The organism is Candidatus Poriferisodalis sp. (assembly GCF_965221945.1).
GTDB lineage: Bacteria > Actinomycetota > Acidimicrobiia > Acidimicrobiales > Poriferisodalaceae > Poriferisodalis.
The window spans coordinates 1,991,809-2,004,530 of record NZ_OZ244925.1 but is presented as its reverse complement, the minus strand read 5'-3'; the positions used below and the strand labels follow the sequence as shown (position 1 = coordinate 2,004,530).

General features: G+C 66.7%; 15 protein-coding genes and 1 pseudogene. 12 read left to right on the top strand and 4 right to left on the bottom strand.

What is annotated here, in order from left to right:
• Positions 1 to 14: 14 nt before the first annotated feature.
• Both ACOQPH_RS09310 and ACOQPH_RS09305 read right to left on the bottom strand, forming a co-directional pair.
• Positions 15 to 677 (bottom strand): nucleotidyl transferase AbiEii/AbiGii toxin family protein, encoded by a 663-nt coding sequence (locus ACOQPH_RS09310; RefSeq protein ID WP_420621132.1) that lies wholly within the window; start codon positions 675 to 677, stop codon positions 15 to 17.
• Positions 677 to 991: a hypothetical protein gene (locus ACOQPH_RS09305; protein WP_419552424.1), complete on the bottom strand. Its 315-nt coding sequence runs from the start codon at positions 989 to 991 to the stop codon at positions 677 to 679. Before ACOQPH_RS09305 ends, ACOQPH_RS09310 begins: the two co-directional genes overlap by 1 nt.
• Positions 992 to 1,192: 201 nt before the next feature.
• On the opposite strand from ACOQPH_RS09305, the gene pdxS reads away from it, so the two are divergent.
• The 11 genes and pseudogenes from pdxS to secF all read left to right on the top strand — a co-directional run bounded on the left by pdxS (position 1,193) and on the right by secF (position 11,827).
• Positions 1,193 to 2,098: a pyridoxal 5'-phosphate synthase lyase subunit PdxS gene (gene pdxS, locus ACOQPH_RS09300; protein WP_420624335.1), complete on the top strand. Its 906-nt coding sequence runs from the start codon at positions 1,193 to 1,195 to the stop codon at positions 2,096 to 2,098.
• 39 nt (positions 2,099 to 2,137) lie between these two features.
• Positions 2,138 to 2,761, top strand: a complete 624-nt coding sequence (pdxT, locus tag ACOQPH_RS09295; RefSeq protein WP_420624334.1) for a pyridoxal 5'-phosphate synthase glutaminase subunit PdxT — start codon at positions 2,138 to 2,140, stop codon at positions 2,759 to 2,761.
• 82 nt (positions 2,762 to 2,843) lie between these two features.
• Positions 2,844 to 3,617 carry a YebC/PmpR family DNA-binding transcriptional regulator gene (locus ACOQPH_RS09290; RefSeq protein WP_420621131.1) on the top strand — a complete coding sequence of 258 codons (774 nt, stop codon included), beginning with the start codon at positions 2,844 to 2,846 and terminating at the stop codon, positions 3,615 to 3,617.
• A gap of 94 nt (positions 3,618 to 3,711) precedes the next feature.
• On the top strand, positions 3,712 to 4,278 hold the full coding sequence (ruvC, locus tag ACOQPH_RS09285; protein WP_420621130.1) for a crossover junction endodeoxyribonuclease RuvC: 567 nt from the start codon (positions 3,712 to 3,714) through the stop codon (positions 4,276 to 4,278).
• A gap of 50 nt (positions 4,279 to 4,328) precedes the next feature.
• Positions 4,329 to 4,943, top strand: coding sequence for a Holliday junction branch migration protein RuvA (ruvA, locus tag ACOQPH_RS09280; RefSeq protein WP_420621129.1), 615 nt, complete (start codon positions 4,329 to 4,331; stop codon positions 4,941 to 4,943).
• Positions 4,940 to 6,001, top strand: a pseudogene (gene ruvB, locus ACOQPH_RS09275) (Holliday junction branch migration DNA helicase RuvB); the annotation flags it as partial. The gene ruvA and the pseudogene ruvB, both read left to right, overlap by 4 nt.
• Before the next feature lie 291 nt (positions 6,002 to 6,292).
• Positions 6,293 to 7,483, top strand: a complete 1,191-nt coding sequence (gene queA, locus ACOQPH_RS09270) for a tRNA preQ1(34) S-adenosylmethionine ribosyltransferase-isomerase QueA (protein WP_420621128.1) — start codon at positions 6,293 to 6,295, stop codon at positions 7,481 to 7,483.
• Positions 7,480 to 8,745 carry a tRNA guanosine(34) transglycosylase Tgt gene (tgt, locus tag ACOQPH_RS09265; RefSeq protein ID WP_420621127.1) on the top strand — a complete coding sequence of 422 codons (1,266 nt, stop codon included), beginning with the start codon at positions 7,480 to 7,482 and terminating at the stop codon, positions 8,743 to 8,745. Before queA ends, tgt begins: the two co-directional genes overlap by 4 nt.
• A gap of 66 nt (positions 8,746 to 8,811) precedes the next feature.
• Entirely contained in the window at positions 8,812 to 9,126 is a 315-nt protein-coding gene (gene yajC / locus ACOQPH_RS09260) for a preprotein translocase subunit YajC (protein ID WP_420621126.1), read from the top strand.
• 119 nt (positions 9,127 to 9,245) lie between these two features.
• Positions 9,246 to 10,709, top strand: a complete 1,464-nt coding sequence (gene secD / locus ACOQPH_RS09255; protein ID WP_420621125.1) for a protein translocase subunit SecD — start codon at positions 9,246 to 9,248, stop codon at positions 10,707 to 10,709.
• On the top strand, positions 10,706 to 11,827 hold the full coding sequence (gene secF, locus ACOQPH_RS09250) for a protein translocase subunit SecF (protein ID WP_420621124.1): 1,122 nt from the start codon (positions 10,706 to 10,708) through the stop codon (positions 11,825 to 11,827). The genes secD and secF overlap by 4 nt, the downstream gene beginning before the upstream one ends.
• On the opposite strand, the gene ACOQPH_RS09245 is transcribed toward secF, so the two are convergent.
• Both ACOQPH_RS09245 and ACOQPH_RS09240 read right to left on the bottom strand, forming a co-directional pair.
• Complete coding sequence (locus ACOQPH_RS09245) at positions 11,824 to 12,240, bottom strand: type II toxin-antitoxin system HicB family antitoxin (RefSeq protein ID WP_419552438.1); 417 nt, start codon at positions 12,238 to 12,240, stop codon at positions 11,824 to 11,826. The two genes, secF and ACOQPH_RS09245, sit on opposite strands and share 4 nt — an antisense overlap.
• On the bottom strand, positions 12,240 to 12,428 hold the full coding sequence (locus ACOQPH_RS09240) for a type II toxin-antitoxin system HicA family toxin (protein WP_419552439.1): 189 nt from the start codon (positions 12,426 to 12,428) through the stop codon (positions 12,240 to 12,242). The genes ACOQPH_RS09245 and ACOQPH_RS09240 overlap by 1 nt, the downstream gene beginning before the upstream one ends.
• 60 nt (positions 12,429 to 12,488) lie before the next feature.
• On the opposite strand from ACOQPH_RS09240, the gene ACOQPH_RS09235 reads away from it, so the two are divergent.
• A complete protein-coding gene (locus ACOQPH_RS09235) occupies positions 12,489 to 12,713 on the top strand; it encodes a hypothetical protein (RefSeq protein ID WP_420621123.1) in 225 nt (74 codons plus the stop codon).
• The last annotated feature ends 9 nt before the right edge of the window (positions 12,714 to 12,722 follow it).

Genomic DNA, 12,722 nt, shown 5'->3' with positions numbered 1-12,722 from the left:
ATCTCCGCGGGTATCTAGGACTCGTGCGGAGGTCCGTCGTTCGAACAGGTTTGGTTCTCGTGTTGTTCGAGTTCGTAGCGCCATTGATGAACCCAGTCGCGCAGACGTCGGTGATCCTCGGGGTCCATAGCGAACTCGCCAGCATGACGATGATCGAACACGCCAAGGGCGTCAGCGAGGGATGCGATGTCGAAGCCGGGATCCTTCTCGGCTGCGAGGCGGTACATCTCGTCAGTGCTGAAACGCTGGGCGAGCGCGTGCACATCGCGGAAGTCCCTGGGGGTGGCCCGGCCCCACAAGGCGAGGAGCTTGTCAGCAGCGAGTTCGTCGGCGGACAGGACCCGGCCGGCTTCTCCGTCCACGGTGGGGAAGCGCCGGTAGTCGTGAGACAGGTCGATCGTGATCGTGTTCGTGTCGTCAGAAACTCGCAGGCGTGCAAAGCCCGGTCCGGTCTGGATGCGGTCGACGCGCAGCCCATCGGCCGCCAACGCGGCCTCGACCGCCGGAATGAACCGCTCGGCTTGTGAGGCCGAAGCTGCGAAGAAGTCAAGATCCGACGTGGCGCGATCCACGATCCCCAGCACGATGAGCGCGCCGCCGCCAGCGAGCGCGACCGATTCGCTGTCCGGCAGCGGACCTACGACGTGCCAGACGCGGCGCTGCAGGTCAGTAAGCACTACTCAGGCAGCAGGCCGCGGCCTCGCAGCCACGCCGTCCAGCGTTCACGCACGTGCGGCGACAGCCAGAGGTCTTCCCAGACGTCGAGGAGCTGGTTGAGGTCGATGTAATGAAGCACGTCGTCCTCGGTGCCTTCGGTCATGACGAGCTCATACACAGATCGCATCTGGTCGGCATTCGACATGTCGTAGTCGCCCTGACCGCTCCAAGCGATATGAAGAGGCAGCGTCACCCGGCCAGTCACGGGCGCGACTGAGACCTCCCCGAGATCGTCGGGGATCTCGACAGGTCGCGAGAACCGGGTCGTGGCCACGACACCAAGTTTAGGGAGCGGGTGTGTGACGGTCGCCCCGGGCCTCGATCCGGTTGGCACCAGCGTCGCTGTTCCGCCTGTGGCACCGTGCTCGACCCCACAGCGTTCGGGCCCGACAATCCCGTCTGCGCTTCGGAAACCGGTCCCTACACTGAGCCCATGAATTCAGGCCCCGCGAGCACAGGCCAAACTGGCGCCTCGATGCCCACCGACGCGCAGCAAGCAGAGTCCCATCTGGTCGGGACGGTGCGGGTCAAGCGCGGGCTTGCCGACATGCTCCGGGGCGGCGTCATCATGGACGTCGTCACGGCCGAGCAGGCCAAGATCGCCGAGGACGCCGGAGCTGTCGCCGTCATGGCGCTCGAACGGGTACCGGCCGACATCCGCCGAGACGGCGGTGTGGCTCGCATGAGCGATCCGGCGATGATCGAAGGCATCCAGGCAGCAGTCACGATCCCGGTCATGGCCAAGGCTCGCATCGGCCACTTCGGCGAGGCCCAGATCCTCGAAGCGCTGGACGTCGACTACATCGACGAATCCGAAGTGCTCACACCCGCCGATGAGGCCCACCACATCGACAAGTGGGCGTTCACCGTGCCGTTCGTGTGCGGTGCGACGAATTTGGGCGAGGCGCTGCGGCGCATCTCTGAAGGCGCCTGCCTGATTCGGTCCAAGGGCGAGGCCGGTACCGGCAACATTGTCGAAGCCGTCCGCCATCTGCGCTCCATCACCGGCGACATCCGCAAGATCACCCAGGCCGACTCCGCCGAGCTGTTCGATTGGGCGAAGCAGCTGCAGTCGCCGCTGGGTTTGGTGCAGGAAATTGCCGAGACCGGCCGTTTGCCGGTGCCCATGTTCTGCGCTGGCGGCATCGCCACGCCGGCTGACGCTTCGCTGGTGATGCAACTCGGTGCGGAAGCGGTCTTCGTCGGGTCGGGCATCTTCAAGAGCGAAGACCCGGGACCACGCGCCGAGGCGATCGTGGAAGCCACGACGCACTACCGCGATCCATCGGTGGTGGCCAAAGTCAGCCGGGGTCTCGGCACCGCCATGCCTGGTCTCGAGATGGAAGGCCTCGAAACCAAGCTCGCCGAACGCGGCTGGTAAGCGCTGAGCTGCCCCGCATCCCCGGGCACGAGCGACAGCCTGCAGCTGGTCGGCGTCGTCGCGCTGCAGGGCGCGGCAGCCGAGCACGTCGCCGCGTTCCGCCGAGTCGGGGCGAGGGCTGTCGAAGTACGTACGCCCGCCGACCTCGACGGCGTCGATGCTGTTGCCCTTCCTGGTGGCGAGTCGACCACGATGTCGCACCTGCTCGGCACGAGCGGACTGTTCGACGCGCTGTCAGAGCGCCTCGCCAATGGCATGCCGGCGTTCGGCACCTGCGCGGGCATGATCCTGCTCGCTGCCGAAGTGCTGGACGGCCGAGGGGATCAGCGATGTTTCGGCGCAATCGACATTTCGGTGCGGCGCAACGCCTTCGGCCGTCAGGTCGCCAGTTTCGAGGCAGATCTGGCCACCGAGGGCCTCGACGAGCCATTCCACGCGGTGTTCATACGAGCTCCATGGGTGGAGCGCACCGGCGACGGCGTGGAAGTGCTAGCCGAGATCCGGCCCGTGGTGAACTCGTCGGGAATCGGCAACCATGGATTGGTCCCGGTGCTGTGTCGGTCGGGTTCGATACTGGTGTCGAGCTTCCACCCGGAGCTGACCGCCGACGACCGTATTCACCGGATCTTCTTGGACATGGTCGGCGCGTCGACAAACCACTGAGGGACGCGTCCGGCAGACTGTCCTCACGAATGCGCCTTGCTTGGTGCATCTCGTTTGGCACGTTTCGATTGGGAGGGGGTCCGTGTCCGGTCATTCCAAGTGGGCGACGATCAAGCACCGCAAGGGCGCTGCCGACAAGGCACGCGGGAAGCTGTTCGCCAAGCTGATCCGTCAGGTCGAGGTAGCGGCACGAGCGGGCGGGGGCGACCTGGACTCCAACGCCACGCTGCGCACGATGTACCAGAAGGCCCGCGACAACTCGGTGCCATTGGACACCATCGAGCGGGCGATCAAGCGCGGCACCGGCGAGCTGGAAGGCGTGTCCTACGAGCAGGTCACCTACGAGGGCTACGCGCCCGGCGGCGTGGCGATGTTTGTGGATGTGCTCACCGACAATCGAAACCGAACCGGCTCGGAGATCCGGAGCCTGTTCACACGTGCAGGCGGCTCGCTCGCCGAGCCAGGTGCGGTGGCATGGCAGTTTGAGCGCAAAGGCGTGGTGGTAGTGCCTGCGGTGGCATCCGAGCCTGACGCGGCTGAGCCAGACGAAGACGAACTGATGCTGGTGGCGCTGGAGGCGGGCGCGGAAGACATCGAGCGCGAGGGCGACTCCTGGCGAGTCATCACCGAGCCGGCCGACACCATGACGGTGCGCGACGCGATCGAGGCGGCGGGTATAGCGGTGAAGGCGGCGGATCTGACTTACGCGCCGCAGAACCTCATCGAGCTGACCGATGCGTCGTCCGCAAAGCAGGTGATGGCGGTCCTCGATGCCCTCGATGACCACGACGATGTACAGGGCGTGTACGCCAACTTCGACATCAGCGAATCACTGCTGGAGACGATCGCCGACTGAGGCCAGCAATTGGGCGAAACAGCGCCGATCGCGCAGAGCTCGAAGGCTCGCGCATACCCAGTCGGAACGGTGCCAAGGGCTACGGTTCGTACTGATGTTCGTACTGGGGATCGACCCTGGATTGTCGCGCTGCGGTTACGGCGTAGTGGAGCAGATTCCGGGCTCCGGTTCGCAGCGCACTCGCAACGAGGCGGTGGCTCTGGGCGTGATACGCACCGATCCCGCCGAGCCGCAAGCGGTACGCCTGGCGACGCAGATGCGCGAGCTGCGGGCGCTCATCGAGGAGTTCGGGCCTTCGGTGGTTGCCGTGGAGCGAGTGTTCTTCCAGGTCAACGTCCGCACAGCCATCGGTGTCGCGCAGGTGGCCGGGCTGACCATGGCGATTGCGTCGGCAGCGGGGGCAGAGGTGGTCGAATACACGCCGACGCAGATCAAGCAAGCCGTTGCCGGCTGGGGCGGGGCCGACAAGGACCAGATGCAGCGCATGGTCGGCGAACTGCTCGCACTGCCCGGAACCCCCGAGCCTGCAGATGCTGCCGATGCGGCTGCGGTCGCACTGTGCCACCTGTCCCAGGCGCCATGGAACCGCGCAGCGACACACGGCCGAGCGCGGGTGCTGCTTCCCACCGCCGGGGTGGTGCCCCCGCCGGCTGTGCCGTGACACCGGCCGAGAATCCGCCGCAATGAACGGCTCGCGATGATCGGTCCCCAATGATCGGATCAGTGCGCGGTCGCCTGCTCGACAAGGATCCTGCCGGCGAGATGCTGATCGAGGCTGGCGGGGTGGGTTACCGCGTCACCGTTGCGCCCTCGACGCTGGCCGGAGCCGGCCCGGTAGGAGACGAGTGCTTCGTGTATGTGCACCATCACGTGCGCGAGGACAGTTCCGACCTCTACGGATTTACCGAACTCGATGAGCGGCGCTGCTTCGAGGCGCTGCTGAGCGCGCATGGCGTGGGTCCCGCGCTGGCGTTGGCAGTGCTGAGTCATCTGCCGCCCGACGAGCTGCGGCGAGCCGTGGCAGCCGACGATGCTGCTGTGCTCGAACTCGTGCCCGGCATCGGCGCCAAGACATCCAAGCGCATGGTGCTTGACCTGAAGTCGCGACTGGGTGCACCTGAGACCGTCGGCGCTGCGATTGGACCGACCGGCGACGGCGCTGGCTCTGCCGTGGCGGAAGTGCGGGCTGCGCTGGGCCAGATGGGATTCAGCCCGTCAGAAGTACGTGAGGCCATGGCCGCTGTCGCTATTGCAGCGGGGCGTGACGCAACGGCCGACACCGGAGCGCTGTTGCGTGTGGCATTGCAGGAGCTCGGTCCGCGATGAGCGCCGGAGGGGCTCGTACCGAGGGCTATCGGCGCGCGGAGTCAACGGCGCCCTCAGGGTCAAGCCGCAGCGATGCCACCGATCCGACGCGCTCGGCGGCAGACGAGGGCGACGCCGAGGCCACGCTGCGGCCCCGCTCGCTGGATGAATTTGTCGGCCAACCCGAAGTGCGAGAACACGTCGCCATCACGCTGCGAGCCGCGGTGGCCCGCGGCCAATCGCCCGACCACCTGCTGTTCGCCGGCCCGCCAGGCTTGGGCAAGACGACGCTCGCAAGCATCATCGCCGTCGAATTGGACGCGGCGCTGCATCTCACGTCGGGACCTGCCGTGGAACGTGCAGGCGATCTGGCAGCGATCCTCACCAACCTGGCCGACGGCGATGTGCTGTTCATCGACGAGATCCATCGCCTGCCCAAGATCGTCGAGGAAGTGCTCTACCCCGCCATGGAGGATTTCGCTATCGACATCGTGCTGGGCAAGGGTCCAGCTGCGCGTTCGATCCGTTTCGACTTGCCTCGTTTCACGTTGGTGGGTGCCACGACCCGTACCGGGCTGATCTCGGGGCCGCTGCGTGACCGTTTCGGTTTGGTGGAACGACTCGACTACTACTCCACCGGCGACCTCACCGCGATCGTGACCCGAGCAGCCGGAATCCTCGGCGTGCAGATTGATGCCGATGGCGCTGCGGAGATCGCCTCCCGCAGCCGGGGCACGCCGCGCATTGCCAACCGGCTGCTGCGCCGCGTCCGCGACTTCGCAGAAGTGCGCGCCGACGGTGCCGTCGACGTGTCGGTGGCCCGTGAGGGACTGGCTGTGTTCGGGGTCGACGAGCTCGGGCTCGACAAGCTGGACCGGGCAATTCTCGACGCCCTGGCTGTGACCCATTCCGGGAGGCCGCTGGGCCTGTCCACGCTGGCGATCACCGTTGGAGAGCAGACCGAGACGGTGGAAGACGTGTACGAACCGTTCTTGATCCAGCGCGGGCTGCTGCAGCGCACGCCGCGTGGCCGCATCGCTACCGCAGCGGCGTACGCGCACCTGGGCATCGAGATTCCTGCGGAGGCGGGTGTGCTCAGTGGAGCCGGCGGCGATGATGCAGGACACACGCTGTTCGATGCCGCCGAAACCGGACCGGAGCCCGAGGTGACGACAGCGCCGCCTGCGGACCGGTCCGAGCGCACGGTCGATGAGGAAGGGACCCGGTTGACGCCGAAGGTGCAGGTCGACGAAGCGCCGTGGTGAGATCACTGGCCCGGCCGTCGCTCTCAATTGCTGTCGCGTGCTGCGGTTGAAGGCGTCGGCGAAGCCGTGAGCGATTGCTGCGGGCAGCCATAGCCTCGATCTGCGATGGACTCGCAGCGGCTACTGATGGGCGAATTCGAATACGACCTGCCATCGTCAGCCATTGCGCAGGTGCCCGCCGAACCTCGTGACTCCGCCAGGCTGCTGGCGGACCGGGGGCCGTGCATACCGCCTGAGCACCGGCACATCAGCGACCTTCCCTCCCTGCTGGGCTCTGGGGACGTGCTGGTGGTCAACGAGACGCGGGTGATGCCCGCCCGCCTTCCGCTGCGCAAGCGCACGGGCGGGGTCGCGGAGGTGCTGCTGCTTGAACCGCTCAACTCCGAGATGCAGGCGGCCGGGAAAGAAGCAGGGGGTGACGCGCGAGAGGTTGGGCACGGGGCCTGGGCTGCGCTTGTACGGCCCTCGCGCCGGATTGCCGACGGCACCGTGCTGATCTCGGAACGGGACCCGAACGTCGAGGTCATCGTGCGTCAGCGATTGGATCGACAGCGCCGCGCTGTGGACGTCCTCGTCGATGGGGTACCCCTCGTCGACGTATGGCAGGCTCCACTGCTCGAACGCGCCGGGGAGGCGCCGCTGCCGCCCTACATCGACCCGAATACGGCGCGCAACGCCATTGCGCAACGCATCGGTGTCGACGCTTCCGACAGTCACGCTGCCCGGAAGGCGCTCGCAGACCGCTACCAGACCGTCTATGCACGAACGGACGGCTCTGCCGCAGCGCCGACCGCAGGTCTGCACCTGACAGAGCGTGTTCTGCATGCGCTGCGTTCAAATGGCGTCGAGATCGCAACTGTGGACCTGACGGTTGGCCTGGCAACATTCGCGCCAGTGACCGCGGAACATGCCGACGAGCACGAGATGCACGTCGAGCACTACCGGGTGCCCGCAGCGACGCTCGCGGCCTGCGACGCAGCCGAGCGTGTCACCGCCGTGGGCACCACCACCGTGCGGGCGCTGGAGTCTGCCGCCTTGGCGCGGCAGCAAGCCGCCGAGACGGGCACGCGTGACATCTGCGGTTGGACCGAGCTGTTCCTGTGGCGGGGCGCCGAGTTCTTGGTGGTGGACGGGTTGCTCACCAACTTCCACCTTCCCCGGTCGTCGCTGCTCCTGCTGATCGACGCATTCATCGGGCCGCACTGGCGGGACCTGTACGAGACGGCGCTGGCGGATGGCTACCGCTTCCTGTCCTTCGGCGACGCAATGCTGCTCCAGCGCAGCAGTGGGCAATGAGCGCCTCCGAAGGCGTGCCGCGGGCGGGGACGGCCTCGATGGCCGCATATGAATTGCTGGCATCCGACGGCTCGGCCCGGCGAGGACAAGTCACGACCGCCCGCGGCACTTTTCAGACGCCGGTCTTCATGCCGGTGGGGACCCGCGGCGCCGTCATCCACCTCGATTCCTCCGACTACGAGCACTTGGGTCTGGAGGTGGTGCTGGCGAACACCTACCACCTGTCGGCACGGCCGGGTGTGGATGTCGTCGAGGCGCTCGGTGGCCTGCATGGCTTCGTCGGCTGGGACGGCCACTTCCTCACCGACTCCGGCGGCTTTCAGATCATGTCGCTCGGCCGCCGTTCCGGCGGCGCAGATCAACCCGGCCGCCGTCAGGGATCTTCAGACGCCGCCCATGGCGACGATCCCCCCGATCCCTCCCACGATGTGATGTCCAAGGTGGACGACGAGGGCGTGACGTTCCGCTCGACCTATGACGGCACCCAGATGCGGCTGACGCCCGAAGACGCCGTCGACGCGCAGCGCCGTTTGGGGTCGGACATTCAGATGGCGCTCGACATCTGTCCAGAGTTGCCAGCACCAACCGCCGAAGTGCGCATCGCGACGCAGCGCACGCACTTCTGGGCGGCCCGGGCGGCAGCGGCCATGGAGACTGCGCGCCGGGACGGGACCGCCGGCGGGCAGGCATTGTTCGGCATCTGCCAGGGCGGGATCGATCCCGAGCTGCGCCGCCACAGCGCCGAGACGCTGGCATCGATCGGCTTCGATGGCTACGGCATCGGCGGTTTGTCGGTGGGGGAGTCCCGCGGCGAGATGGCGCCGGCCCTCGCAGCAGCGGCCGAAGTGCTGCCCGCAGACCGGCCGCGCTACCTGATGGGCGTCGGCGACCCGACCCGGATCGTCGACGCCATCGCAGCAGGCGTGGACATGTTCGACTGCGTGCTTCCCAGCCGCCTCGGCCGTCACGGCACGGCGCTTACACCGCAGGGCCGCATCAACATCCGCAATGCCCGTTTCGCCCGCGATGAAACGCCACTCGATCCCCGTCCAGCCAGACCCGACGGCCGCCCGCAGCCCGGGGCTCGCTTCAGTCGCGGCTACCTCCGGCACCTCATGAGCGTGAACGAACCCACTGCAGGTCGCATCTTGACCTTGCACAACATTGCGTTCCTGGCCGAGTTGGTCTCCGACGCCGGCGCTGCCATTGAGGCGGGACGGTTCAATGCTTTCCGCCAGCAGGTCAACGAAGTCTGGGGCTGAGTCACGGCGAGCCGCAGTGGCCCGGTACGCTGACCCGCCGAAATACGCCACACTGAGGAGCACATCATGAGCTCGATCATCCTGCTCGTCGCATTGTTTGCCCTCATGTACTTTTTGATGATCCGGCCGCAGCGCAAGCGCGCCGCGGAGCGCGCCACAATGCTGGGCCGTGCCGACATTGGTGACGTGATCGCCACGGTCGGCGGGGTCATCGGCAAGATCGTGGCGGTCGAAGAGCCCGGTGAGGTCGTCTGCATCGAGGTGGACAGCGACGTGGAACTGCGAGTGCAGCGCCGCGCCATCGGCGAGATCATCACGCACGCTCGCAGCGAGGGCACGGCCGAGCCGCCCACATCGGACGACTTCGACGCGCCGGAATGAGCCTGACCCGAGCGCACTGCGCTGCTAGGTGCCGCGATGCCGGCAGCGGTACCGGCGTAAGCCTGAGACCGGCAGGTTCCTGTTGACGACCCGGTTGCGCGTGGTTTCCGAGGTCTGACGTGCGCCGCTCGCAGATCGTCTCGCTCCTTGTCGCGATCCTGATCGGATTTGGCTCGCTCGCGGGCGTGCTGGCTGCTGGCTGGGCACCTGTGCTGGGCGTGCAGCTGCAGGGCGGAGTGGAGGTGCTGCTACGACCGACCTCACCGACCGACGACGAGCAAATGGATCGCGCCATTGAGATCATCCGGTCGCGCGTCGACGCCTTGGGCGTGGCCGAGCCCGACATCACCCGCCAGGGCGAACAAGTCGTGATTCAGCTGCCCGGCGTCAAGGACAAGCAGCGTGCTGTCGACTTGGTGGGCCAGACAGCGGAACTCCGGTTTCGTCCCGTGCTGCTGAACTTCAGCCGCTTCGACGAGGCTGAGTTCCGCTCGGCCATCGACTTCGCGGATGCGTACAACGGTGCGATCGATCCCGAAGGCGAAGACATCGCCGACGACCCCAACGTCATCGAGATCGAAGAACTCCCGGATTTCACGCTGCCCGAGGACGACATCGCCGACCGGGCCGTGGTCCTGCCGGGTCGGGGCGAGCCCGTCGGCTACGTGCTCGGTCCTGCCGAGCTGACCGGTGAAGCCGTTTCCGAGGCTGCGGCAACGTTCAACAACGAATGGGTCGTCAATCTGGACCTCACCGACGAGGGTGCTGTTGGCTTCGACGAGATCGCCGCCCGCTATTTCGGCCAGCAGGTGGCGATTGTTCTCGACGGCGTTGTCGAGTCCGCTCCCGTCATTCGTGCGACCGAGTTCGAGGGCACTGCGGTCATCTCGGGCACGTTCGGCGAGTCCGAGGCGCGCGATCTCGCCGTAGCGCTGCGATTCGGCGCGTTGCCGGTCGAGTTCGAGCAGGACGATGTACGAACCGTTTCGGCAACCCTCGGCGAGGGAACGCTGCGTGCGGGCGTGATCGCAGGCAGCGTCGGACTGATCCTCGTCGGTCTGTACATGCTGGCGTACTACCGGCTGCTCGGCCTCGTTGCAGTGACCAGCCTGGCCATCAGCGGATCCGTCCTGTGGTCGCTCATCAGCTGGCTGGGTGAGAGCCGCGGGCTCGCGCTGACGCTGGCTGGGACCACCGGCATCATCGTGTCGATCGGCGTCCAGGTCGACTCGAACATCGTCTACTACGAGCGGATCAAGGAAGAAGTGCGGCGCGGCCGGGCGGTCCGCTCGGCCGCCGACGCCAGCTTCAAGGGTGCCTTCGCGACCATTGTCTGGGCGGACATGGCATCGCTCATCGGCGCAGGCGTTCTCTACCAGCTCACCAGCGGCACCGTCCGCGGTTTCGCCCTGTATCTCGGGTTGGCCACGCTCATCGACTTGGCTGTGTCGTACTTCTTCATGCGGCCGCTGGTGGTACTCGTGGCTCGCAGGCTGGTGAACGAGGAGCCTCGGCGACTGGGAGTGCTGCCCGCCGCTGACGACGACGTCCCGGCGGCCGCGCTGACGGGAGGCACAGCGTGATCGCAACCCTGCGCACCTTCTATCGAGGCGAGAACAGCTGGGACATCTTGCGTGTGTCACGCAAAGTGCTCATTGGCTCTGCGGTGGCGGTGCTTATCTGCGTGGTGGCGTTGCTCGTGCGGGGTTTGAACCTCGGCATTGAGTTCGAGGGCGGCTCTGTGTGGGAGATTCCCGTTCCGACCGGCGCTGAGAGCACCGAGGGGGGCGACACGGACGCGGGATCCAGCGACACAGCAGGCGACGGTCCGACGACCGACGATGTCGCTGCCGCAGCCGCGGAGGCTGGCGTGCCCGACGCCCGGGTGCAGCTCGTTGTGGTCACCGGTGCCGACGACATCTTCCGGGTACGCGGCGTGCTCGGACCCGATGCATCGGCCGTTGAGGTTGCCGCGACGCTGGCTGACGCCGTCGGCGTCGACGTGGAGAGCCTGTCGACCCGGCAGGTCAGCCCGTCCTTCGGCGACGAGGTCGCCGGCAAGGCCCGCCGGGCGCTCGTGGTGTTCTTCGTGCTGATCGCGCTGTACCTGTGGTTCCGCTTTGAGTGGAAGATGTCGGTCGGCGCGCTGATTGCGGTGGCGCACGACATCGTGCTGACCGTGGGTGCCTACGCGCTCTTCGGGTTTGAGGTGACGCCGGCCACCGTGGTGGCATTCCTCACGATCATGGGGTATTCACTTTACGACACCATTGTCGTATTCGACCGGGTGAAGTCCAACGAGCGCTCATTGCCCGCGCGCAGCCACTTCACGTATCACGCGCTCGCGAACGTGTCGCTCAACCAGGTGCTGACGCGATCGGTCAACACGTCGATTACCTCGGTGCTGCCGGTGGTATCGCTGCTGGTGGTGGGCGCCGGAATCCTCGGTGCGGGCACGCTGTCGGAGTTCGCGACCGCACTGCTGATCGGCCTTCTCGTCGGCTCGTACAGCTCCATCTTCGTGGCCATGCCGGCGGTTGCCTTGCTCAAGAGCTACGAGCCGGGATGGGCGGCCGCCCAAGTGGCAGCCGAAGCCGCCGGCCGCCACGACTCGATGGAAGCTGCCGCGCAGGCGCTTGCCGCAGAGAGCTACACGCGCACCGCACCGCCCCGTCCACGCAAGCTGGGCCGCCGCCGCTAGGCCGCGTTGGTTGCCTCCACGCTGAGGCGACAGCCGATTGCCCTGAGCGCCGCGTCCATCTGGTCCAACCGGGAGTGATGGTTGACGTCCAAGACTCGATCGACCTGTGGCATGTGCCAGCCGAGGCGGCGAGCGAGCTCGGCCTTGCCGATGCCCTGAGCCCGCATGCCTTGGTACAGCAGCACCTTGACCGCTGTGAGAGTCGGCAAGGCTGCGAGGGATTGCCCTGCCGATGGCGCCGGAATGTCCTCTCGATGATGAATCCGCGCAGCGATTGCTTCATCGAGGGCATCCGAGGCTCGGGCGATTGCTTCTGCGCGATCATCGCCGAACGTGCTCAGCTCGGGAAAGTCGGGGGAGGTCACCAGCACGGTGCCGTCGTCGTCTGTCAATTCGATCGGATATGCGAGCATCAGTTCAATCCCAGGTCCTTCTTGATCTTGGCGACAAGTCCGCGTCCCAGTTCCTTGCGTCCGCCATGCATCGGCAACTGGCTCGTGCGATCCCCACGTCTCACGGTGAGATGCCCGCTGCCTCCCTTGTGGGTCTCGAAGGTGCAGCCCTGCCGCTTCAGCCAGCGCCGCAACTCGCCTGCATTCACTCACGCATGTTACACAACACATGTGTTGCGCGAGCGTTTCGCCGAGGTGAGTCGCTGCCAGTGCGAGGGAATAGGGACGTCGCGCAGGAAGCCGTCTGCGTCGAGGTGGCGATGCACGCAGTCGCGTGGCTGAAGCGATTCGAGCCCCAGTGGGCTGCCGCCCAGACGGCGACCGAGGCCGCCGGCCGCCACGACTCGATGGAAGCTGCCGCGCAGGCGCTTGTCCCAGAGAGCTACACGCGCACCGCACCGCCCCGCCCCCGCAAGTTGGGCCGCCGCCGTTAGCCCTCGGAC

Bases quoted from the DNA above. Each gene is read 5' to 3' on its own strand.
- yajC (WP_420621126.1), top strand. From the start codon at position 8,812: ATGAGCTCGATCATCCTGCTCGTCGCATTGTTTGCCCTCATGTACTTT.
- queA (WP_420621128.1), top strand. From the start codon at position 6,293: ATGGACTCGCAGCGGCTACTGATGGGCGAATTCGAATACGACCTGCCA.
- ruvA (WP_420621129.1), top strand. From the start codon at position 4,329: ATGATCGGATCAGTGCGCGGTCGCCTGCTCGACAAGGATCCTGCCGGC.
- ruvC (WP_420621130.1), top strand. From the start codon at position 3,712: ATGTTCGTACTGGGGATCGACCCTGGATTGTCGCGCTGCGGTTACGGC.
- pdxS (WP_420624335.1), top strand. From the start codon at position 1,193: ATGCCCACCGACGCGCAGCAAGCAGAGTCCCATCTGGTCGGGACGGTG.
- tgt (WP_420621127.1), top strand. From the start codon at position 7,480: ATGAGCGCCTCCGAAGGCGTGCCGCGGGCGGGGACGGCCTCGATGGCC.
- ACOQPH_RS09245 (WP_419552438.1), bottom strand. From the start codon at position 12,240: ATGCTCGCATATCCGATCGAATTGACAGACGACGACGGCACCGTGCTG.